Origin of the sequence: Paenibacillus sp. FSL P2-0089, assembly GCF_038595095.1 — a bacterium.
Classification (GTDB): Bacteria; Bacillota; Bacilli; order Paenibacillales; family Paenibacillaceae; genus Paenibacillus_AQ; species Paenibacillus_AQ silagei.
This window is the reverse complement of record NZ_CP152006.1, coordinates 4,195,436-4,218,172: the sequence shown is the minus strand read 5'-3', so window position 1 is coordinate 4,218,172 and position 22,737 is coordinate 4,195,436. Positions and strand designations below refer to the sequence as shown.

Sequence of the window (22,737 nt, the reverse complement as noted above, 5' to 3'; positions counted from 1 at the left end):
GCCGGGGGAGGTTAAGGACATTGAAAGCTAAAGATCTAACAGTTCTACTGGGCATTATCGGTATCGTGCTGATGATGATTCTGCCCATCCCTGTCTGGCTTTTGGATGTACTGTTAATTGTCAATATCTCGATAGCCCTGACCATTATATTGGTCGCTATGAATACCAGAGATCCGCTGCAGTTCTCAATATTTCCTTCACTGCTCCTGATCACAACGCTGTTCCGCTTAGCGCTGAACCTGTCAACAACTAAGCTGATTCTGGCTGATGGCCATGCCGGGGAGGTCGTAGCGACCTTCGGAAGCTGGATTGCCAGGGGACAGATCGCGATCGGGTTCATTGTCTTCCTGATCCTGGTGGTGGTTCAGTTCATTGTTATCACCAAGGGTTCTGAGCGCGTGGCCGAGGTAGGCGCCCGCTTCACCCTGGATGCGATGCCCGGTAAGCAGATGAGTATTGATGCGGATCTGAATGCGGGGATGATCAATGAGCAGCAGGCACGGGAACGCCGCCGTAATGTCGAACGCGAGGCGGATTTCTTCGGAGCCATGGATGGTGCGAGTAAGTTCGTCAAAGGTGACGCCATTGCCAGTATCATCATCCTCATTATCAACCTGATCGGCGGCTTCATTATCGGTATGACCGTTCACGGTATGTCGTTCCAGACAGCACTCTCCACCTACTCTGTACTGACCATCGGTGACGGTCTGGTCAGCCAGATTCCGGCCCTGCTGATCTCCACGGCTTCCGGTCTGATCGTTACCCGGGCGGCTTCGGAAGGCAATCTGGCCGAGGATCTGACCGGACAATTGCTGTCTTATCCGAAGCTTTTATACATAGTGGCTGCGACTATTGCGTTTCTGGGTTTCTTCACCCCGATTACGATTATGTCCACGCTTCCTTTGGCAGGGCTGATGGCTTACGCGGCTTACAGTATGGGGCAAAAGGCCAGCAGGCAGCAGATTGCTGATGAACAACTGGTCGAGGAGAAGCAGATCGAAGAGGTGCGAAGTCCCGAAAGTGTCATCAATCTGCTTACGGTGGATCCGATCGAATTCGAATTTGGTTATGGTCTGATTCCTTTGGCGGATACGGGACAGGGCGGCGATCTGCTCGACCGCATCATCATGATTCGACGGCAATGTGCGCTGGAGATGGGTCTTGTCGTGCCGGTTATTCGCATACGCGACAATATTCAACTAAAACCGAATGAATATGTCATCAAAATTAAAGGAAATAACGTTGGCGGCGGTGAATTATTACTTAATCACTATCTCGCCATGAGCCCCGGTTATGATGATGAGTCGATTAGCGGGATTGAGACTATTGAACCATCCTTTGGGCTGCCTGCCCTATGGATTGATGAGTCGGTGAAGGAGCGGGCTGAATTATCCGGTTATACCGTGGTTGACCCGCCTTCCGTTGTAGCGACACATCTGACCGAGCTGATCAAACGGTATGGACACGAATTGCTGGGCCGTCAGGAGACGAAGCAACTGGTCGACAACCTCAGGGAGAATTATCCTGTGCTGGTGGACGAGCTGATCCCTTCCATTCTTGCAGTTGGGGATATTCAGAAGGTGCTTGGCAAGCTGCTGCGGGAGAAAATATCCATCCGCGATCTGGTCACCATCTTCGAAACGCTTGCCGATTACGGCACGTATACCAAGGACCCTGACATTCTGACTGAATATGTGCGGCAATCCCTATCCAGACAGATTACCCAACAGTTCTCTCAGACGGGGGAGACCCTGCGTGTCATTACCGTAGGCCCCGGACTTGAGAAGAAAATTTCCGAGAGCGTGCAGCAGACGGAGCAGGGCAGCTACTTGGCGCTTGATCCGGTGTCTACCCAAACCGTCTATCAGCGGCTTACGGAGCAGATCAACCGTCTCCTGCAATCCGGCCAGCAGCCGATTGTACTAACCTCTCCAACGATTCGCATGTATTTGCGCCAGGTGATTGAGCGAACCATGCAGGATATCCCGGTGCTCTCCTACAGCGAGCTGGAGCCAAACATTGAAATTCAAAGCGTCGGGGTGGTGAACTTATGAGAGTGAAGCGTTATGTGGTCGATACGATGCCTGACGCCATGCATTCGATCCGCAGCGAGCTTGGAAGCGATGCCGTTATTTTAAGCACCAAAGAAATAAAGGTTGGCGGATTCATGGGCATGTTCTCTAAAAAGAAGATTGAGGTTGTGGCTGCTGTGGAGAACGGTGCAAAGGCAGCCGCGCAGGAGAAGATTCCTGCACCGCCAATGAATGTACCACGAAATGTAGTGCCCGAGGCCTATCAAAAGGCTGCCTCAGCCGCTGCTCCTCCTCTCCCGCCGCCTGTGACGGTAAGAGATGCGGCAGCAGCCAAGTCGTTTGCCGAGATTGCCGCAGCGCTGGCTGATCCGCTGGAGCAGGGTGGGGGTGTCGCTGTGATGCCGCCTTTAGTCAAGACGGAGCCGCCGGATATCCGCACTGAGGATATTGCAGCAGGCCAGCCGGCTGTACCGCAGCCGGAGGAGAGCCGAAAGAAACTTGCTGCCATCTATGAATCGCTTGCTGCAGAACAGCCTGAACCTGATACTGCCGCTGCAACTGAGAGTGATGTCCTGCGGGAGATCCGGGATATGAAGCAATGGATGGAACGTATCGCACGTTATTCCTCAGGGGCAGCCGAGCTGCCTGATGCGCTGGAATCCTTACGCAGCCGCCTGATTGACCAGGAGACTGACGCTGTTCTCGTAGAGGAATGGATCGGACATGTTCTGGAGCGTTACCGTGAGGAAGGAAGCAGCTGGGGGCCGGAACAATTCGAGGCTGTGCTCAGAGAGCAGATTGATGAATTTCTGTCAGGACGCATTGCCGGCGGTATTGCCCCGGATACCCGGATTGTATATATTGCCGGGCCGACTGGGGTCGGCAAGACGACAACGATTGCCAAGCTGGCAGCGGAGCAGCTGTTCAAGCAGGGCCGTAAGGTTGGGCTGATTACCTCGGATACTTACCGGATATCTGCCGTTGAACAGCTCAGAACCTACGCTTCCATTCTCAACATGCCGCTGGAGGTGGTCCAGTCGCCGGGAGACCTGCAGCGGGCGATGTTCCGGCTGGAGAGCTGTGATCTGGTGCTAATGGATACCGCCGGACGGAATTACCGCAATGAAATGCTGGTGGCTGAACTGCAGAGCCTGCTGGCCAAGGAGCTTAAGAGCGAGACCCTGCTGGTGCTGAGCCTCACCTCGAAGAGCCGTGATATGAAAAAAATCGCGGAGCACTTCGGCAGATACCAGTTGGATAAGGTTGTATTCACGAAGCTGGATGAAACGGGGAGCTACGGCCCGCTGTTCAATGTCCTGAATGATTATCCGCTGAAGCTCTCTTATATTACCAACGGACAGAATGTTCCTGATGATCTTCTTATGGCCACAGGGGAGCAGATTGGCGGCATGCTGCTGGGAACAGGGGGCGGGTGATGGACCAGGCGCAGGCATTAAGACGGCTGGTCTCCAGCCAGGATACAAGGCAGGCTCCCGGAAGCGGTGCCTCCGCCCGGATCATCACGGTATGCAGCGGTAAGGGGGGAGTCGGAAAGTCGAATTTCACCCTTAACTTCGCGCTTGCACTGAAGGCCATGGGACGGAGAGTTCTTCTGTTCGATGCCGATATCGGCATGGCCAATATTGATGTCCTTATGGGTGTCTCCTCCAGATACAATCTGTACCATCTGCTCAAGCGGGAAGCGGATATCGGACAGATCATTCAGCTCGGACCGGAGGCGCTGCCCTTCATTGCAGGGGGCTCCGGGATGGACGAGCTGTTCACACTCTCGGAGGCGGATCTGAATTACTTTACCACACAGATTGCCAGCATTGCCGATACCATGGATTTCATCCTGTTCGACACAGGGGCGGGGCTGTCCAAGGAAACGATGAAATTCATCACTTCTGCTGATGACTGCCTGGTGGTGACCACGCCTGAGCCTACCGCAATTACAGATGCATATGCGCTGATGAAGGTTGTTCATAATTCGCATCCTGAGGTTTCGTTCAGGCTGATTGTCAATCAGGCAGGGGATGAACGGGAGGCACGGGCCACCAGTGACAAAATCCGGATGGCGGCCAGCCGGTTCCTGCAGCTTGAGCTTCCCTTTCTCGGTTACATCAGCAGTGATCCGCATGTAGTACAGGCCGTTAAGAAACAAATTCCATTCTCAGTGGCTTTTCCGAACAGTATTGCAGCCAGGGATGTGCAGAGGCTTGCGCAGAGCTATCTGGCTGTGGATTCAGTAGAAACCGCTAAAGTTCAAGGCATCAAGGGATTCATCAGCAAGTGGTTGAAACGAAACAGATAATTGTTCTGAATTTGAGGGACAGAGGTGGAAAAGCTATGAGGCCATATAAAGTTCTGGTTGTTGATGATTCAGCATTCATGCGCAAGATTATTTCCGATTTAATAGAGAATGATGCCGACTTTCAAGTCACAGCGACAGCTGCCAACGGACGCGAGGCGATTGAGAAGGTTAACGAGCTTCGTCCGGATCTCGTAACCATGGATGTGGAGATGCCTGAGATGAATGGCCTGGAGGCGCTCAAAAGTATCATGGCCCAGCGTCCGCTCCCGGTGATTATGCTGTCCGGTATTAATGAAGAGGGTATGAAGGAGACGATTCTGGCCTTGGAGTGGGGGGCTTTCGATTTCATCCGAAAGCCGTCCATTTCAAACTCCCAGGATATCATCGCTGTCGGAGAGTCCCTCCGGGAGCAAATGAAGGAAGCGATGCTGGCGCGCGAGCGCCGTGAAGCCCGCGCTTCCGCCGTCAAATCGCCTGAGCCTCCTCCTCCCGCTGCTGAACCGCCTGCTCCGCGGGCTGTTGTGGAACCGGTAAGAAGGAAGCTGGAGCCGTCCAAGAAAGAAGCGGATAAAGCGCCGCTTCAGGGCACGGAGAAGCCAAGGGTCAGGGCGCCGCTTGAACCTCCCGCTGACAAACGGAAGCCGGAGACCGGCACTGAGCCGGCGGCTGCGAAGCGGGTAGCCAAGCCTGCGCCGGCAGTGCCTAAACCGGCTCCCGACAGGTTGAAAGGCCGCTCCCAGGAGGCGCTGGGCTCCGGAAGGGCTGTACAACGTGCGGCTGCTGAAATTGCTGCAAGCTCGTTCGTTGAACCTCCCGCAGCAACAGGAGGCCAGGCAAGCGGAAGCCGGAGCGTGCGTAAGCTGGTTGCTGTAGGCTGCTCAACCGGAGGTCCGAGAGCGCTGAAGGCATTCCTGGAGAACATCCCCGGTGACTTCCCGGCACCGATTGTCATTGTCCAGCATATGCCGCCTAACTTCACCAAATCGCTGGCCCAGCGTCTGAATACCTTCAGCGCGCTGGAGGTCGCGGAAGCGGAGCACGGTATGATTCTCCGGCAGGGTGCGGCGTATATTGCCCCCGGGGGTTATCACCTGACAGTGGTTCCTGTGCCTGGCGGCCAATACATGATAGAGCTTACTAAGGAAGAGGTCCGTAATGGACATCGTCCTTCTGTAGATACACTGTTTGAATCGGTATTGCAGCTTACCTCGCTGGAACGTCATGCCGTCATTATGACGGGGATGGGCAGCGACGGGGCCCGTATGATGAAAGCACTCTATGATTCGGGGGTGACATCAACCTTTGCAGAGAGTGAAGAAACCTGTGTGGTATACGGAATGCCGAGGTCTGCAGTAGAGTTGAAGTGTGTAAGACACATCCTGCCTTTGCAAGAAATTGCTCCAAGGCTGGTACAAGCCGTTAAATAATGGAATAGCGAACTCGAAGGGGAGGTACCCGCTCATGGACATGAACCAATACTTATCCATGTTTATTGATGAGTCAAATGATCATCTGCAGTCTTTGAACGAGAGCATGATGGGGCTGGAAGCGAATCCGGAGGATCTGAGTATTGTTCAGGTGATTTTCCGCTCCGCCCATACCTTGAAAGGTATGGCGGCTACAATGGGGTTTGAAGATTTGGCTTCGCTTACGCACCAAATGGAGAATGTGCTCGATCTGGTGCGCAATAACAAACTGCGGATGCAGGACTTCATTTTTGATACCCTGTTCAAAAGTATTGACGCTCTGGAATCTATGGTGGAGGATATCACCGGCGGGGGAGCGGGCAAGGCTGATGTAACAGAGATTGTCTCTTCCCTGCAGGCCATCGTACGCGGAGAGGTTCCTTCTGCCGGCAATGCTTCTGCTGAAGTCACTGCTGCTGCGTCCGGCAATGCCAGCGCGGCCCAGGTGTTCCTGGATGAGTTCCAGTACTCAGTGCTGGAGCAATCCCTTCAGGAAGGCCATCAGGTGTTGTATGTGGATGTGGCGATCCGCAAGGACTGTCAGCTCAAGGCTGTACGTGCCTACATGGTCTTCGACCTTCTGGAGCGTTCAGGAGAAGTCGTGAAATCCTTCCCTTCGGTTCAGGACATAGAGCAGGAGAAATTCGATTACGGATTCTCCCTCTACTACATAACCCAAAAGGATGCCAGCGAGATTCAGAAGATGATTCTGAATCTGTCAGAGATCGAAGCGGTTACCGCTGTGGCGCTTGATCAGGAGTCACTTCGCCAAATGGGGCAAGACACTGCAGCAGCTACAGCCGAAGCGCCCGCTCCGGCTCCGGTGCAGGAAGCTGCTCCCGTTGCTGCCGGTAATGCTTCCCCTGCGGCTTCTCTGCATCCCAAGGAAGAGAACGGCAAAGCAGCCCCGGCCCGGGCAGGAGGGTCGCCGTCGCCTTCCCGGACCATCCGTGTGGATATTGAGCGGCTGGATGTGCTGATGAATCTGTTCAGCGAGCTGCTGATTGACCGTGTCCGGCTGGAGCAGCTGGCCTCCGAGGTCCAGAACGGGGATCTTACCGAAACGGTTGAGCATATGGGCCGGGTGAGCGGAGATTTGCAGAATATCGTCATGAAGCTCCGCATGGTTCCGGTAGACACCGTATTTAACCGGTTCCCGCGGATGATTCGCGATCTGGCGAAATCGCTGGACAAGAAGGTGGATTTAATCATCACTGGAGCAGATACAGAGCTTGACCGTACCGTGATTGATGAGATTGGCGATCCGCTGGTCCATCTGCTGCGCAATGCGGTTGACCACGGGATTGAATCTATTGCAGACCGGATTGCGGCTGGAAAGCCGGAGACCGGGACCGTCCAGCTCCGGGCCTTCCATAGCGGCAATCATGTGTTCATCGAGATTGAAGAGGATGGCAAGGGCATCTATCCGAAGAATGTCTTAGCCTCTGCTGTCAAAAAGGGTGTGATTACCCAAGAGCAGGCGGGCACGATGACAGATGACGAAGCGTACCAGCTGCTCTTCGCGCCTGGATTCAGTACAGCTGAGGTCATCTCTGACGTATCGGGCCGGGGCGTGGGTCTCGATGTGGTCAAATCCAAAATCTCTTCCCTGGGCGGTAACGTTACCATCTACTCTACACCAGGCAAGGGCACGAATTTCTCCGTTCAGCTTCCGCTGACCCTGTCGATCATTGCAGCGATGCTGGTTCGGCTTGGCTCAGAGAAATATGCCATTCCGCTCTCTTCCATCGTGGAGACTGGAATTGTGAAGCAATCCCAGATCCGCACCATTCACGGCAACCGGATGCTGGAGTTCCGGGGCAGCCATATTCCGCTGGTCTCCCTGAGCAAGATCTTCTCCATTCCGGACTATGATGAAAGCACGGAAGAGGAGACGGAGATCGTGGTTGTCCGCAAGGGAGAACGGCTGGTTGCCTTGGCTGTGCAGGATTTCATTGGCCAGAACGAAATTGTAATCAAGAACCTAGGCAAGTATCTCCCAGAGGTGCAGGGAATTTCCGGAGCCACGATTCTTGGAGACGGACAGGTAGCGCTTATTATCGATCCGAATGCTTTTATCAAATAATCAGGTTAGAACAGGGAGGGTCATTCCATGGCTGAAGATATCAAAGTAATTGTATTCAAGCTTGGCACTGAAGAATACGGCATTGAAGTAGAGAAGGTCCAGACGATTGAACGTATGATGCCGATTACCCGCGTACCGAAGACCTATTCCTTTATCAAAGGTGTGATCAATCTGCGCGGTGTCGTGATTCCGGTTATCGATCTGCGCGGACGGTTCGGCATCGAGGAAGCGGAGCACACCGACCAGACCCGGATCATCATCGTCAATGTGAATGAGATGGAAGTGGGCTTCATTGTTGATTCAGCCAACGATGTCATTGATCTGAACCGTGACATTATTGATGTACCGCCGGATGTCGTGGGCGGAATCAAGGCGAAGTATCTGGACGGGGTGGCCAAAATTGGTGATGACCGCCTGCTGATTATGCTTAACCTGTCTGAAGTGCTGAACAAGAGTGAAATCGTGCAGCTGGAAAGCCTGGAGGGCTAGCCTATGGAGCTATTCAAGAACTTCAAAGACTTCAAAATGGATGTGCTTAAGGAAGTCGGAAATATCGGGGCCGGCAATGCTGCCACCGCCTTATCTCAATTGCTTAATAAGCCGATTGATATGGCGGTTCCGAAGGTACAGCTGCTTAGCTTCGAGGAGATCACTGATAAGGTGGGCGGAGCGGAGGAACTGGTATATGCGGTATTCCTGCGTGTGGAAGGTGAAGCCCCGGGCAACCTGTTCTTCATTCTTACCCCGGAGGCGGCAAGCAACCTGCTCAGCCGGATTGCCGGTATTGAAGTCTCCGGCGGCGATGAGCTGAGTGAGATGGAGTTATCCGCACTAAGCGAGATCGGCAATATTCTGGCCGGCTCTTATCTCTCTTCCCTGGCGGACTTCACCTCCCTGACCATGTATCCGACAGTGCCGGCGCTTGCAATGGATATGGCCGGAGCCATTCTTGGCTACGGGCTGCTGCAGTTCGGTCAGATGGGCGATGATGCGCTGCTGATCGATACGACTTTTTTAGAAGGCCAAAATGAAATTGAAGGACAATTCTTCCTTATTCCCGATCCGGAATCGTTCCCCAAAATCTTCAAGGCTTTAGGAGTACCGTTCGACAATGATTGAAGAGCAGAGCATCATTAAAGTAGGTATGGCGGATCTGAACGTAGGCAGCCAGGACAGCCTTATTCGTACGACCGGTCTTGGCTCCTGCGTAGGTCTGACTCTGTTTGATCCCGGTAAAAAGCTGGCGGGGATGGCTCATGTCATGCTGCCCTCTTCAGAGATTGCCAGGGAGGGACAGCTGAATATCGCCAAGTTCGCAGATACTGCTGTGCCTGAGCTATTGGCCCGCCTTCTGGGGCTGGGGGCGGTTAGAAGCCGGATTGTGGCCAAGATGGCCGGAGGCTCGCAGATGTTTGCTTTTGCCGGAGGGAGTGACACCATGAGGATCGGGCCTCGGAATGTGGAATCCTGCAAGCTTGCTCTTGAGAGCCTTCATATTCCGCTTATCGCGGAGGACACGGGCGGCAATTATGGGCGCACGATAGAAATCTCCTGCAATACCGGAGTGATTTTTATCCGCAGCGTTCAAAAAGGCCCGAAGGAAATTTAGCCATGAGCAGGAAACTATTGCTGAATATTGTGGCCGGACTGATCGGATTTGTACTAACCTTCCTTGCGAACAACGGACAGAACCTGCTGGGTACCAGCCTGATCCGGGGCATGTACGGATTTATTATCTGGTTTGTGCTTGCTTTCTTCCTGAGATGGGTATTGGGTTTTATTATCGGAAAAGAAGCCTCAGACCCGGAAGCCGGTTTGTTCGATAACGGAGAGTCTCTTGGCGGGAAGCTTGATATTAGTACACCTGAAGAGGATCAGGAGCTCAAAGACTTGTTAACCCCAAAACGGGAGGCGGTCAGTGAAGAGCCCGGGGGGTTCACGCCTTTGCAGCCTCCGAAGCTAGTCTCTATGAAAGATCCTGAAGAATTGGCCAAGGCCGTTCGTCACCTGAAAGAAGAATAAGCGAGTACTGCGGCGAAAGTCCGTCATCTTGCGCCGCATGTTTGCCCGCTGACTAAACTTTGGGAAGGGTGAAAGCCGTTGAACGAGCGTAAAGCAGCTCAGTCGGAAACAGACCTGCTTTGGGAGCAGTGGAAAGAGCACGGCGATCCTGAAGCTAAAAAAAAGCTGATTGAGAGTTATCTCCATATTGTTGATTACGTGTCCAGCCGTCTGGCAGTAGGGCTGCCCAAAAACGTCTCCAAGGACGATTTGGCCAGCAACGGTGTCATGGGACTCATTGATGCGATCGAAAAATTCGACTACAAGCGGGGGCTTCAATTCCAGACCTATGCTTCGTGGCGGGTTCGGGGAGCAATCCTTGATTCTCTGCGGCAAAGTGACTGGGTTCCCAGATCCGTACGCGAAAAAGCGAAAAAAATCGAGGATGCCTACCAGCAGCTGGAGCAGAAGTATTTGAGATCGGTAAGTGACGATGAAATGAGCAAGTATCTGAATATTTCGGAAACGGAGTTTCAGACGATGCTGCAGGATGTCGCAGTAATGTCGCTCTGTTCATTGGAAGATCCTATACGTGAAGAAGAATCAGAGACACGAATGTCCATATTGGTAGATGACAAGGCCAAGAATCCGGACCGTAAAGTGAATGAGTTCTACCTGCGGGATACGCTAACCAAAGGCATCGAGAAACTAACAGTGAAAGAACGGACCGTCGTGTCCCTTTTATATTATGAGGATTTATCTTTAAGCGAGATTGCGGAAGTGATGTCACTGTCTCCTTCGCGAATCTCCCAGCTTCATTCCAAAGCTATTTTGCGGCTAAGAGGAACACTTGAGAAGAACCGGGACCTTCTGATGCAAAATGATTAACCGGGTGACGGTGACAAGGGGGAGCAGAAATTGATCGGTCAATATGTATTGAGCCAATACCTGAGCATTACTTTTTCGGAGGATAAGGGGATTGCTTACCTTCAGTTCACCAAGAAGGATGAGAATTTCACCTGTTCGGTCGAGGACCTTGAGAGCTTCCTGTCCAGTCACAATATTCGTTTCGGTATCCAGCATGATATTGTGCAGCGGATTAGCAGCAACCCGGAAGAATACTTCTGGAACCGGGTGCCGATCGCGATTGGACAGCCTGCTGTCAACGGTAAGGATGGCCGTATTGTGCTGACCGTTGATATGGAGGAGGACCGCAAGCCTCTGGAGAAAGAGGATGGCAAGGTGGATTACAAAGAGCTGGTCCGGCTGCATAACGTAAGGAAGGGCCAGCTTATTGCCAAGGTTATTCCGGCAGAGAACGGTGTGAGCGGCAAAATGGTAACCGGGGAGGAGCTTCCGTTCCGGGCAGGGAAGGAGGCTCATTTCAAGGTAGGCAAGAATGTGGTGGTGGATCAGGAAGAGACCTCCATGTATTCGGCGATTGACGGATTGGTCACGCTGACAGACAAGGGCAAGATCAATGTATTTCCGGTGTATGAAATCAATGGGGATGTGGATTACAGCACGGGCAATATTGATTTCGTGGGCACGGTGGTCATCCGCGGCAATGTGCTTACCGGCTTCACCGTCAAATCCGCAGGAGATATCCGGGTGGTCGGCGGTGTAGAGGGGGCCGAGCTGATATCGGGCGGGTCCATCGAGATTACGGGCGGCATCATCGGATATAATAAAGGGCTCGTTCATGCCGGTAAAAATGTTAAGGTCTCGTTCATCCAGGATGGCAATGTTGTGGCCGGGGAGGATGTTATAGTCTCACAAAGCATCATGCATTCCAGCATACGGGCAGGCCGCGACGTGTTGTGCAACGGCGCCAAAGGCTTAATTGTTGGCGGTATTGTGCAGGCGGGTGAACACGTGATTGCCCGCACCATCGGCAATACCATGTCTACAGCTACAGCGATTGAAGTGGGCGTTGTTCCCGAGCTGAGAAATGAGATCAACGAACTGCGCCAGGAGCTTCGTCAGCTTCTTGAGAATGAGGACAAGACCAATAAGGCGCTGTATCTGCTTAATCAGCTGGCGAACAATGGCCAGCTATCGCCCGATAAGGTGGCGCTTCGCGTCAAGCTTAATGCAACCAAGCAATCCCATATGCGTGATGAAAAGAGAATTAAAGAGCGTGTGCTGGAGATCGAGCGCATGCTGGAGGACACCGGCAGAGCTAAGGTTGATGTCGTCAAGACGATCTATGGAGGCTCTAAGATCGTAATCGGCAGATATACCAGGTTCGTCAAGGACCCGACGGAGCGGGTATCCTTCATTTACAGTGAAGGGGATATATCCATAATACCGTATGTATAATCAGGCAGGCAGCTGAGGCGGCCTGCTATTCCTTGATTCTGTAACCAATGAGTGGAAAAGAGGGATCTTATGAGTCTGAAACCGGTGGAACTGCAAATTGCTTTGCCCCGTACCCATGATGCGGGCAAAGTTCAGAACAACCTTCAGCAGCGTCCTGCACTCGACCAGCAGCAATTGGCAGGCCAGAATGTCAAGCAGACCCAGGAGATTGCGCAGCGCAGCAGCGAGGTGGACGAGTCCGCAGAATCCGCGCTGCGGGACGGCGGCAAGGGGAGCGGCTCTGGCAGTCAGTCTCATCCGCGCAAGCCGGATAAGCAGGAGAACACCCATGATGCCGAACATCCTTATAAAGGGCACCGTATAGATTTCAGTCTCTGATTGGGACAGAATAACCGCAAATGCAGTTAAGGCATCCTATGAATTAAACGCAGAAGGAGATTACACACTTGGAACCATGGGTATACATCGTGCTGGTAGGCGCAGTTGCTATTGTTTATGCCCTGCGGTTGCCGGCCAGAACGGGTAAGGAAGACTCGGAGAAGAAGAGCCTGAAGGAGACGGAGGCGGCTCTGGAGCTCTACATGGCCGATATCGAGCATGAGAACTCCGAGCTGCTGAAGCTGGTGGGCAGTATTAAGACACAGTCACAGAGCAATAAGGCGGCCCTGCAGGAAGAGATCGGTGGACTGCGGGAGCAGGTGGGCGAGCTGCAGAAGAGCCTGCTGCTGATGGATGCGCGGCTGACCGCAGAAGAGAAGGGACTGCTTCAGCTGGCAGCCACCTTCTCGCGGGAAGCTTCGTCCGGTCACGCGGAGAAGCCCCAGGGCAGGGAGCAGGCTGCCGAGGCAGAACCTCCTGTTAAGCCAAGACCCGTCAGCTCCATTAAGCTGCGGTATCCCCGGCTGTTCGAGCTGCATGAGCAAGGGAAATCAATCGATTCTATCGCCAAGACCGCCGGTCTGCAGCGGGGTGAGGTGCAACTGATCCTGCAGCTTGCCCAGCAGGAGGAATCCGTATGATGAAGAACCGGTTCTTTATGCTGGGACTAGGGGTCGGGCTGATAGCCGGCGCGCTGCTGCTGCAGCTGATGATAGCCGGACGGACGGCGCCTCTGACCAAAGAAGAGCTGATCCGGCAAGCGGCTAGCCTGAAACTGACTGTTGTAGATCCGGCAGAAGCTGCTGCAACAGCAACGCCGTCCCCGGAGGAAGCGGCCAAGGCCCAGGCTTCCGGGGCGCCAGCAGCAACACCGGCATCTACGCCTGCTGTCCCGCCCAAGCCGGCTGCAGTGCCAAGCGCCGCAACGACTCCGGGCAAGCCTTCAGCTCCTGCACAGCCGCAGAGCACCGCAGCACCTGTTACCAAGGCTCCGGCTACGCCTGAAGCGCCTGTGGCTGCGGTTGACGGGGTAATCTCTCTTAAGATTCCCACTGGAATTACTCTCGCCCAGACGGCAGATTTACTTGCGGAAGCCGGGGTTATTGAGGATAAGAATAAGTTCCTCCAGACGGCAAACAGCCGTAAGGTGAATACTATCATTCAATATGGCAGCTACAGCTTCACCAAGGGAGAGAGCATCAACTCCATTATTGACAAGCTGATTACCGTAAAAAAGTAATCGTTGCATAGGCTGTTTTATTATGATATATTAATTGACGGTGTTAAAACACACGCCGGTTGATTTCGACAAGGGGTGCTTTCTTCTGAAGAAAGTCTTGCTGAAAGATGACGCGCGGCGGAGGAGACACACAATAAACCAAACTTAGGAGGTGTGTGAAGATGGCAGTAATCTCCATGAAGCAGCTTCTCGAAGCTGGGGTACACTTCGGTCACCAGACTCGTCGTTGGAACCCAAAGATGGATCGTTATATCTTCACTGAAAGAAACGGAATTTACATTATTGACTTGCAAAAGACAGTCAAAAAGGTAGAGGAAGCTTACAACTTTGTAAAGAGCGTCGCTGGCGACAACGGCACAATCCTATTCGTAGGAACAAAGAAGCAGGCACAGGATTCCGTAAAAGAAGAAGCTGAACGTTCGGGTATGTTCTTCATTAACCAGCGTTGGCTCGGTGGTACCCTGACTAACTTCCAGACTATTCAGAAGCGTATTGACCGCCTGAAGAAATTGGAAGCTTGGGAAGAAGACGGTACCTTTGCAGTATTGCCTAAGAAAGAAGTTATCCTTCTCCGCAAAGAGAAAGATCGTCTTGAGAAATTCCTGGGCGGTATCAAGAACATGAAAGGTCTTCCAAGCGCGCTGTTCATCATTGACCCGCGTAAAGAGCGCATTGCTGTAGCAGAAGCTCGCAAATTGGGTATTCCTATCGTAGCTATCGTTGATACTAACTGCGATCCGGATGAAATTGACTACGTAATTCCAGGCAATGACGACGCTATCCGCGCCGTGAAGCTCTTGACTGGTAAGATGGCTGATGCCGTTGTTGAAGCTCATCAGGGCGAAGACACAACTACAGCTTAAGTAGTAACCGGAACATAAAACATAAACTTAAATGAAAAAGGGTGGTTGGCAGGTGGATAACCTCTCACTGCCCTTTTTTTAAAATGCATGCGAGTATCACTTTATGCCTGCGTATGACAACGACTATGATCCTGGAGGGAATAACAATGGCAGTAGATGCAAAAGCAGTGAAGGAACTTCGTGAAAGAACCGGGGCAGGAATGCTCGATTGTAAGAAAGCGCTGGAAGAAGCAAACAACGATATCACCAAAGCAGCAGAATTGCTTCGTGAAAAAGGTCTGTCCGCAGCAGCCAACAAAGCAGGACGTATTGCTACTGAAGGTACTGTAGAATCCTATATCCACGCTGGCGGCCGTATTGGCGTTCTGGTAGAAATTAACTGCGAAACTGACTTTGTAGGCAAAACCGATTCCTTCAGAGAATTCGCACGTGACATCGCTATGCAAATCGCAGCAGCGAACCCGCTGTATGTCCGCCGTGAAGAAGTACCTTCTGCAGACGTAGAGAAGGAAAAAGAAATTCTTAAGGCACAAGCGCTGAACGAAGGCAAGCCTGAGAAGATCGTTGAAAAAATGGTGGAAGGCCGCATCAGCAAGTTCTATGAAGAATACTGCCTGATGGAGCAATCCTTCGTTAAAGACCCGGACAAGACAATCTCCCAGCTGCTGAATGAAAAAATCAGCACGATCGGCGAGAACATCACAATCCGCCGCTTTGTTCGTTTCGAACTGGGTGAAGGTCTTGAGAAGAAAGTCGACAACTTCGTAGAAGAAGTTATGGCACAAGTAAAACAATAATAACTGCATGACATTGATTAAGAACTGAATACAGGCAAGCATCAAAAGAGCGGAACACATACAAGTAGTGTTCCGTCTTTTGTAGAAAGTGAGGGTATATAATTGGAACAACCGGTATTTAAGAGAGTAGTCCTTAAGGTAAGCGGTGAATCGCTCGCCGGACAGAATGGCTATGGCATCGATGCCGATACGATCATCTCTATTGCAGAGCAGGTCAAGGAAGTCGTGGAGCTTGGAGTTCAGGTTGCGATTGTATGCGGCGGTGGCAACATCTGGCGCGGAATCGCCGGAAGTGCAAGCGGTATTGACCGGGCAACAGCCGATTATATGGGAATGCTGGCAACAGTGATGAACTCGCTGGCATTGCAGGACGCTCTGGAGCAGATCGATGTCCCTACCCGGGTTCAGACCTCTATTGCCATGCAGCAGATTGCTGAGCCTTATATCCGCCGCCGGGCGATCCGGCATCTGGAGAAGGGCCGCGTAGTTATTTTTGCCGCAGGGACAGGGAATCCGTTCTTCTCGACAGATACTACGGCAGCGCTTAGAGCAGCCGAGATTGAAGCCGAGGTTATCCTCATGGCCAAGAATAAAGTAGACGGCGTCTACTCAGCAGATCCGTTCAAGGACAGCACAGCCGTGAAATATGAGCAGCTTACTTACATGGATATTCTGAACAAAAACCTGGGGGTTATGGATTCTACCGCTTCCTCACTCTGCATGGATAATAATATACCGCTCATTGTGTTTGCTATTACAGAGCAAGGCAATATTAAACGCGTCGTTCTCGGCGAAAAGATCGGGACGATCGTTAAAGGGAGTGTAAATTAAATGCCACAATCGGTTAAGAAGAATGCCGAAGAGCGTATGGAAAAAGCGATTCTCTCGCTGAAACGCGACTTGGCAACACTGCGGGCAGGACGCGCTTCGACGTCGCTGCTGGATCGCATCCAGGTTGAATATTACGGTGCTCCAACTCCTATTAATCAGCTGGCCAACATCAGCACACCGGATTCCCGGACCCTGCTGATCCAGCCGTGGGACAAAACTTCAATGTCAGACATCGAAAAGGCGATTATGAAATCCGACATTGGGATTACTCCAGCCAATGACGGTACGATCATCCGCCTGTCTATTCCTCCGCTTACCGAAGAACGCCGCACTGAGCTGGTGAAATTCACCAAGAAGTTCGGTGAAGAAGCGAAGGTAGCGATCCGCAACATCCGCCGCGATGCCAATGATGACATCAAGAAGATGGAGAAGAACGGCATTTCAGAAGATGAATCACATGGACATCAGGAAGATATCCAGAAATCAACGGATAAGTTCATAGCTGAAGTCGACAAAGTGCTCTTGTCCAAAGAAAAAGAGATTATGGAAGTATAACGAAATTCATGAGACTTCAGGCCCCTCCGTTAATGGTGGGGTTTGTCTCTTTCTGATAAGAGCTTGGAGGAAACGGAAATGATCAAACGGATTCAAGAATGGCTGAGCCGTAAAGACAGGCAGGAGCCAGTCGAGATTTCACCGGATAATATTCCCCGGCACGTAGCGATAATTATGGATGGCAACGGACGCTGGGCGAAGCGGCGCGGTATGCCCCGGGTTGTGGGCCATCAGAACGGGATGAAGGCAGTCAAACGTGCTACGATTGCAGCGAATGACCTCGGAGTAGAATTTTTGACTCTGTACGCTTTCTCTACGGAGAACTGGACCCGGCCTAAGGATGAAGTGGATTTCCTGATGCGCCTCCCCGTAGAATTCCTGGCTATTGAACTGGATGAACTCATTGAGAAGAATGTACAGGTGCGCGTAATGGGCAACACGGAGGCTTTGCCTTCCCATACCCGCAAGGCGATGGAAGAAGCGGTCGCCCGCACACTAAGCAATACCGGACTTATACTTAATTTTGCTCTGAACTACGGCGGGCGTAAGGAAATTGAGGACTGTATGCGCGCTCTGGGCAAGGATATCCAGGCAGGAATTCTGTCACCTGAAGAGATCACTTCAGAGCTGATTGACAACAGACTGTCATCCAGCGGATTACCCGATCCTGACCTGCTCATCCGTACGAGCGGGGAGATGCGGCTCAGTAACTTTATGCTGTGGCAAATCGCCTATAGTGAATTTTGGTTTACGGATGCGTACTGGCCGGAGTTCGACAAGACGCATCTGATGCAGGCTGTGGCTGAATATCAGCGCCGCACACGCCGTTATGGTGGATTGAAGTAGCCTGATGGGAGAGGGATTCTTTGAAGCAGCGATTGATTACCGGAATTGTTGCCGGGGCCTTGTTTTTAGGGTTATGCTATTGGGGTGGCTGGCCGTATCAGCTGATGCTGACTGCGATGGCCCTCATCGGCTATTATGAATTTGTGAAAATGACAGGTACAGCAACCTTCGGACTGACTGCTGTATTTGGTTATGCCTCTGTAGTAGGCTTTATGATTCCTTGGGATCTCCTGGGAACGAATAAGTTATTCTCCTGGGAACAGGGGATTTGGCTGGTATTGCTGCTGTTCCTGCTGGTCACTGTCTTCAGTAAGAATAAGCTTGATATCAAAATCACCGCGATGATGTTCACTGGCATTGTTTACATAGGAATGGGGTTCTCGTATATGGGAATCGCCCGCGGTGCGGGGGATGGCCATGGCCTCTTCTGGACGATCCTGCTGCTGTGCTGTATATGGGGCAGTGATGCCGGAGCCTATTTTGTCGGCAGAAGCTTCGGGAAGAACAAGCTGTGGCCTGCGATCAGTCCTAACAAGACTATAGAGGGCGCGCTTGGCGGAGTATTGATTTCTGCTGTCATATCGATTGTGTTTGCTATACTGGTTCCTGATCTGCTGACTATCGGACGCGCGCTGCTGATTGGAATTGCCTGCGCTGTGCTGGGTCAGCTTGGAGATCTTGTACAATCTGCCTATAAACGGGTGTACGGTATTAAGGATTCAGGCTCACTCTTGCCGGGTCACGGTGGCATCCTGGACCGCTGCGACAGCTGGATCATCGTATTTCCTTTCGTACATATCGTAATGCTGATGCCTTACTATTAACGACAGGGAGAAGGAAAGCAACTGTGAAAAGAATTAGTATTCTCGGCTCCACGGGTTCCATCGGTACCCAGACGCTGGATGTGGTAGCTATGCATCCGGAAGCTTTTGAAGTCGATGGACTGGCGGCGGGAAGTAATACTTCACTGCTGCTGGAACAGGTCCGCCGTTTCAAGCCTCGCCGTGTATCGGTATCCACGAAGGAGCTTGCAGAGGAGATCAGATCCAGTCTGCCTGCCGGTGTAGAGCTGTACAGCGGAAGTGAAGGTCTGGTGGAGATTGCTGCCGGAGGCGATGCACAGACGGTCGTAACTGCGCTTGTAGGCAGTGTAGGACTTCAGTCTACGCTGGCGGCGATTGAAGCCGGCAGACATATTGGACTGGCTAATAAGGAGACACTGGTGACCGCCGGACATCTGGTTACAGAGCTGGCTGGACGCAAAGGTGTGAAGCTGCTGCCAGTGGACAGCGAGCATTCGGCGATTTTCCAATGCTTAAATGGGGAGAACCGTGAAGATGTGGCTTCAATTACCATTACTGCCTCGGGTGGCTCGTTCCGTGATTATAAGCGTGAACAGCTTACGAATGTTACCGTAGCGGACGCACTGCGCCACCCCAATTGGAGCATGGGGGCCAAGATTACTATTGACTCGGCAACCATGGTTAACAAAGGCCTGGAGGTTATTGAAGCCCACCATTTGTTCGCCCTTCCGTATGAGCAGATTGATGTGGTGCTGCATCCGGAGAGCATCATTCACTCCTATGTGGAGTTCTGCGACAGCAGCATTATTGCTCAGCTTGGGACTCCTGATATGCGGGTTCCCATTCAATATGCGCTCACCTATCCCGACCGCTGGCCGTCTCCTGCGAAGCGTTTGTCTCTGGCTCAGGTAGCCAGCCTGACCTTCCGGGAGATGGATTATGAACGTTATCCGGCGCTGAAGATGGCTATTGACTGCGGCATAGCGGGCGGCACATTCACAACCGCCTTCAATGCAGCCAATGAGGTCGCCGTGGCCCGCTTCCTGCGCGGTGAGATTCCCTTCCTGCGGATTGATGAGATTATTGATGAAGTGCTTCAGCGTCATCAGGGTGAAGCGAACCCCGGTCTGGAACAGATTCACAGTAGCGATATAGCTTCCCGGGAGCTTGCGGCTGTCCTGTAAAGGGATAAGAGGCCTTTGGAAACGGTGAATATGGCTGTACCCTGAAAAATAGGTGTGGACTGTTGATTCTCTTGTGCCCTGCCTTGGAATAATGATAAATTAAGAGGACATACTTCGGTCTTACACCTTAAGGGGGAATGTTGCGCTATGGAGATGGTAAGAGTTGTTTTTTTAACGGTGTTTATGTTCTTTGTTCTGGTGACTGTCCATGAATGGGGACATTATTATTTTGCCAAACGCGCCGGAATTCTTGTACGGGAATTTGCGATCGGTTTCGGTCCGAAACTGTTCTCTTATAAACGCGGTGAAACCCAGTTCACGCTCCGCCTGTTGCCCTTCGGGGGATACGCCCGTATGGCCGGCGAAGACCCGGAGATGGTTGAGATCGGCCCCGGGCAGACCATTGCTGTCCGGCTGGGCCAGGATAACAAGGTAAAGAATATTTACCTCGATTCCCTGGATACGCGCAGAAATGTTATACGCGGCGAAGCACAGTTCACGGATCTGGAGAATGAACTGAAGATCCGCCTTGATGTAGATGGTGAAGTGACCACCTATGATGTGAATCCGCAGGCGATGATGATCAAAGGCACCCAGCAGACGCAAATTGCGCCCAAAGACCGCCAGTTCGGCAGCAAAACCGTCGGCCAGCGCGCGATAGCGATCCTGGCCGGACCGGTGATGAACTTCATTCTGGCATTTGTGCTATTTGCACTTCATCTGCAGATGGCCGGAATCCCGGTGGAGAATCCGACCTATGTGAAGATCGGTGATGTCAGCTTAGGGATGCCTGCGCAGGAAGCAGGTCTTCAGAAGGGCGACATCGTCGTCACTGTGGACGGGCAGGCCATCGGCGGAGATTACCAGAAGATGATCAAGCTGACTTCAGCCTCCAAAGGCAAAGAAATGAACTGGACGCTGAAGCGCGGCGAAGAGACCTTGAATGTGACCATGATTCCCCGTGGAATGGAAGGGGAGCAAGGCGGCAAGGTTGGAATTACGCCGGAGCTTCCTACCCGCAAGGCCGGAGTGGGGGAGACAATTACCAAGTCCGGTACTGCTATGGTCGACACCACCAAGCTGATTTTTATCGGCTTCAAGCAGCTGATCAACAAATTTAATATGGATGATATCTCCGGGCCGGTGGGCACGTTCCAATTGACCGGGCAGATTGCCCAGCAGGGGATTCAGTATTTGACCTATTGGGCGGCTATTCTCAGCCTCTATCTGGGGATCTTCAATCTTCTGCCGATTCCTGCACTGGATGGCAGCCGGCTTGTATTCCTGGGTGTTGAGGCACTGCGCGGCAAGCCGGTGGACCCGAGCCGGGAAGGCATGGTCCACTTTGTAGGCTTTGCCCTGCTGTTCCTGGTGATGATCGCTGTTACGTATAATGATATTTTACGCCTCATAAGCGGCTGACGGATGTCATATCTTTTTTATCCCACGATGCATTTGATTGGGCTTCACACCTAATGTGCAATCTGAGGGGCGAATAATAGGAGGATTTCTTCACATGGCCAAAGACAAGCAGTTCGTTACAGAGATCACGCCGCAGGGCGAGGATTTCTCACGCTGGTATATCGATGTTATCAAAAAAGCGGACCTGATGGATTATTCGCCGGTCCGCGGCTGTATCGTGTTCAAACCGGACGGCTATGAAATCTGGGAGCATATTCAGGAGGAAATGAACCGCCGCCTGAAGGCGACCGGTCACCGGAACGCCTACTTTCCGCTGTTCATTCCCGAGAGCTTTTTCCAGAAGGAGAAGGAACATGTGGAGGGCTTCAACCCGGAGCTGCCTTGGGTTACTGAGGCCGGAGGCGATGTGCTGGAAGAACGTCTGGCGATCCGCCCTACGTCCGAGACCATGTTTGGCCATATGTATTCCAAGTGGATTCAGTCTTACCGAGACCTTCCGGTGCTGATCAACCAATGGGCCAACGTAGTCCGCTGGGAGAAACGTACCCTGCCGTTTATCCGTACGACAGAATTCCTCTGGCAGGAAGGCCATACCGCGCATGAGAATGAGACGGAAGCACGCGAAGAAACGATGAAGATGCTTGATAACTACCGCGACTTCGTGGAGACCTTTCTGGCTATTCCGGTAGTGACCGGACAGAAGACGCCATCCGAGCGGTTTGCCGGTGCTGTGGATACGTATTCCATTGAAGCGATGATGAAGGATGGACGGGCTGTACAGGCCGCTACCTCACATTATCTGGGCACCAAGTTCGCGGTTGCTTTTGATATCCAATATCTGAACCGGGAGAATGTACTGGAACATGCACATACCACCTCGTGGGGCTCTACCACGCGTCTGATCGGTTCCCTCATCATGGTGCATGGTGACGACCGCGGACTGGCTCTGCCGCCGAAGGTAGCGCCTACGCAAGTCATTATGATTCCAATCGGACCGCCTAAGACCCGCGAAGCAGTCATCGGACGTACCGACGAACTGTTTGGTGAGCTTAAGAGCGCCGGAATCCGCGTGCGTGTAGATGACCGTGCGGATGTAACCCCGGGCTGGAAGTTCAATGAATATGAAATGCGCGGCGTCCCTGTCCGTCTGGAGCTTGGACCGCGTGATATGGAGAATGGCGTCTGCGTGCTCGTATCCCGGATCAGCGGCGAGAAGAAGGTCATTCAGCAGGAGAACCTGGTTGAAGAAGTGAATGCGATGCTTGCGCAGGTCCACCAGGAAATGTACGAGCGGGCACTGAAATTCCGTGAGGATCATTTCTATTCCGTAGACACTCTTGAACAGATGAAGGATTCCATGGAGGAGAAACGCGGCTTTGCGCTTGCAGGCTGGTGCGGCTCTGAGGAATGTGAAGATAAGGTCAAGGAAGAGACCGGCGCAGGCAGCCGTAATATTCCGTTCCACCCGTCAGAAACGAAAGAGACCTGTATTTGCTGCGGCAAGCCTGCTCAGCATACGGTTGTATTTGCCAAAGCATATTAATCGGCAACCTTATATTTGTTATTTTTTTATATCAGCTTCTGGCGAGAGGAGTC

General features: G+C 52.4%; 23 protein-coding genes. All 23 read left to right on the top strand.

Translation table 11 applies throughout. The features are described 5' to 3' along the window. Positions 1–20: 20 nt before the first annotated feature. The 23 genes from flhA (at position 21) to proS (ending at position 22,684) form a co-directional block, all read left to right on the top strand. Positions 21–2,054, top strand: a complete 2,034-nt coding sequence (gene flhA, locus NST69_RS17515) for a flagellar biosynthesis protein FlhA (RefSeq protein ID WP_036724686.1) — start codon at positions 21–23, stop codon at positions 2,052–2,054. Then, positions 2,051–3,469, top strand: a complete 1,419-nt coding sequence (gene flhF, locus NST69_RS17510) for a flagellar biosynthesis protein FlhF (RefSeq protein WP_342546550.1) — start codon at positions 2,051–2,053, stop codon at positions 3,467–3,469. Before flhA ends, flhF begins: the two co-directional genes overlap by 4 nt. Further along, positions 3,466–4,347: a MinD/ParA family protein gene (locus tag NST69_RS17505; protein ID WP_036724690.1), complete on the top strand. Its 882-nt coding sequence runs from the start codon at positions 3,466–3,468 to the stop codon at positions 4,345–4,347. The genes flhF and NST69_RS17505 overlap by 4 nt, the downstream gene beginning before the upstream one ends. Before the next feature lie 35 nt (positions 4,348–4,382). Further along, the gene (locus NST69_RS17500) at positions 4,383–5,774 is read left to right on the top strand and encodes a chemotaxis response regulator protein-glutamate methylesterase (RefSeq protein ID WP_342546548.1); all 1,392 of its coding nucleotides are present in this window, start codon (positions 4,383–4,385) and stop codon (positions 5,772–5,774) included. 34 nt (positions 5,775–5,808) lie between these two features. Next, positions 5,809–7,899, top strand: a complete 2,091-nt coding sequence (locus NST69_RS17495) for a chemotaxis protein CheA (RefSeq protein WP_076078627.1) — start codon at positions 5,809–5,811, stop codon at positions 7,897–7,899. A gap of 27 nt (positions 7,900–7,926) precedes the next feature. Further along, the gene (locus NST69_RS17490) at positions 7,927–8,388 is read left to right on the top strand and encodes a chemotaxis protein CheW (RefSeq protein WP_036692546.1); all 462 of its coding nucleotides are present in this window, start codon (positions 7,927–7,929) and stop codon (positions 8,386–8,388) included. A gap of 3 nt (positions 8,389–8,391) precedes the next feature. Then, entirely contained in the window at positions 8,392–9,018 is a 627-nt protein-coding gene (locus NST69_RS17485; protein WP_036724698.1) for a chemotaxis protein CheC, read from the top strand. Then, positions 9,011–9,508, top strand: a complete 498-nt coding sequence (locus NST69_RS17480; RefSeq protein ID WP_036724701.1) for a chemotaxis protein CheD — start codon at positions 9,011–9,013, stop codon at positions 9,506–9,508. The genes NST69_RS17485 and NST69_RS17480 overlap by 8 nt, the downstream gene beginning before the upstream one ends. 2 nt (positions 9,509–9,510) lie before the next feature. Next, on the top strand, positions 9,511–9,921 hold the full coding sequence (locus tag NST69_RS17475) for a hypothetical protein (protein WP_209879044.1): 411 nt from the start codon (positions 9,511–9,513) through the stop codon (positions 9,919–9,921). Positions 9,922–9,999: 78 nt separating this feature from the next. Then, a complete protein-coding gene (locus tag NST69_RS17470; protein ID WP_036724703.1) occupies positions 10,000–10,788 on the top strand; it encodes a FliA/WhiG family RNA polymerase sigma factor in 789 nt (262 codons plus the stop codon). 30 nt (positions 10,789–10,818) lie between these two features. Further along, positions 10,819–12,222, top strand: a complete 1,404-nt coding sequence (locus NST69_RS17465) for a FapA family protein (protein ID WP_036724705.1) — start codon at positions 10,819–10,821, stop codon at positions 12,220–12,222. Between the two features lie 69 nt (positions 12,223–12,291). After that, entirely contained in the window at positions 12,292–12,600 is a 309-nt protein-coding gene (locus NST69_RS17460) for a hypothetical protein (RefSeq protein WP_036724706.1), read from the top strand. Between the two features lie 68 nt (positions 12,601–12,668). Continuing rightward, a complete protein-coding gene (locus tag NST69_RS17455) occupies positions 12,669–13,241 on the top strand; it encodes a hypothetical protein (protein WP_342546544.1) in 573 nt (190 codons plus the stop codon). Continuing rightward, positions 13,238–13,840 carry a hypothetical protein gene (locus tag NST69_RS17450; RefSeq protein ID WP_342546542.1) on the top strand — a complete coding sequence of 201 codons (603 nt, stop codon included), beginning with the start codon at positions 13,238–13,240 and terminating at the stop codon, positions 13,838–13,840. Before NST69_RS17455 ends, NST69_RS17450 begins: the two co-directional genes overlap by 4 nt. A 161-nt stretch (positions 13,841–14,001) precedes the next feature. Continuing rightward, complete coding sequence (gene rpsB / locus NST69_RS17445; RefSeq protein WP_036692565.1) at positions 14,002–14,703, top strand: 30S ribosomal protein S2; 702 nt, start codon at positions 14,002–14,004, stop codon at positions 14,701–14,703. Positions 14,704–14,849: 146 nt separating this feature from the next. Beyond that, on the top strand, positions 14,850–15,500 hold the full coding sequence (tsf, locus tag NST69_RS17440; protein ID WP_036724710.1) for a translation elongation factor Ts: 651 nt from the start codon (positions 14,850–14,852) through the stop codon (positions 15,498–15,500). A gap of 102 nt (positions 15,501–15,602) precedes the next feature. Beyond that, positions 15,603–16,331: a UMP kinase gene (pyrH, locus tag NST69_RS17435; protein ID WP_036692582.1), complete on the top strand. Its 729-nt coding sequence runs from the start codon at positions 15,603–15,605 to the stop codon at positions 16,329–16,331. Continuing rightward, the gene (gene frr, locus NST69_RS17430) at positions 16,332–16,886 is read left to right on the top strand and encodes a ribosome recycling factor (RefSeq protein WP_036724711.1); all 555 of its coding nucleotides are present in this window, start codon (positions 16,332–16,334) and stop codon (positions 16,884–16,886) included. It abuts the gene before it with no gap. Between the two features lie 78 nt (positions 16,887–16,964). Beyond that, positions 16,965–17,732: an isoprenyl transferase gene (locus NST69_RS17425; RefSeq protein WP_036724712.1), complete on the top strand. Its 768-nt coding sequence runs from the start codon at positions 16,965–16,967 to the stop codon at positions 17,730–17,732. A gap of 20 nt (positions 17,733–17,752) precedes the next feature. Continuing rightward, positions 17,753–18,556: a phosphatidate cytidylyltransferase gene (locus NST69_RS17420; RefSeq protein ID WP_076078640.1), complete on the top strand. Its 804-nt coding sequence runs from the start codon at positions 17,753–17,755 to the stop codon at positions 18,554–18,556. 23 nt (positions 18,557–18,579) lie between these two features. Beyond that, positions 18,580–19,719 (top strand): 1-deoxy-D-xylulose-5-phosphate reductoisomerase, encoded by a 1,140-nt coding sequence (locus tag NST69_RS17415; protein WP_036724716.1) that lies wholly within the window; start codon positions 18,580–18,582, stop codon positions 19,717–19,719. A 147-nt stretch (positions 19,720–19,866) separates the two neighbouring features. Then, positions 19,867–21,141, top strand: a complete 1,275-nt coding sequence (gene rseP / locus NST69_RS17410) for an RIP metalloprotease RseP (protein WP_036724717.1) — start codon at positions 19,867–19,869, stop codon at positions 21,139–21,141. A gap of 94 nt (positions 21,142–21,235) precedes the next feature. Continuing rightward, positions 21,236–22,684 carry a proline--tRNA ligase gene (gene proS, locus NST69_RS17405; protein WP_036724718.1) on the top strand — a complete coding sequence of 483 codons (1,449 nt, stop codon included), beginning with the start codon at positions 21,236–21,238 and terminating at the stop codon, positions 22,682–22,684. Positions 22,685–22,737: the final 53 nt, after the last annotated feature.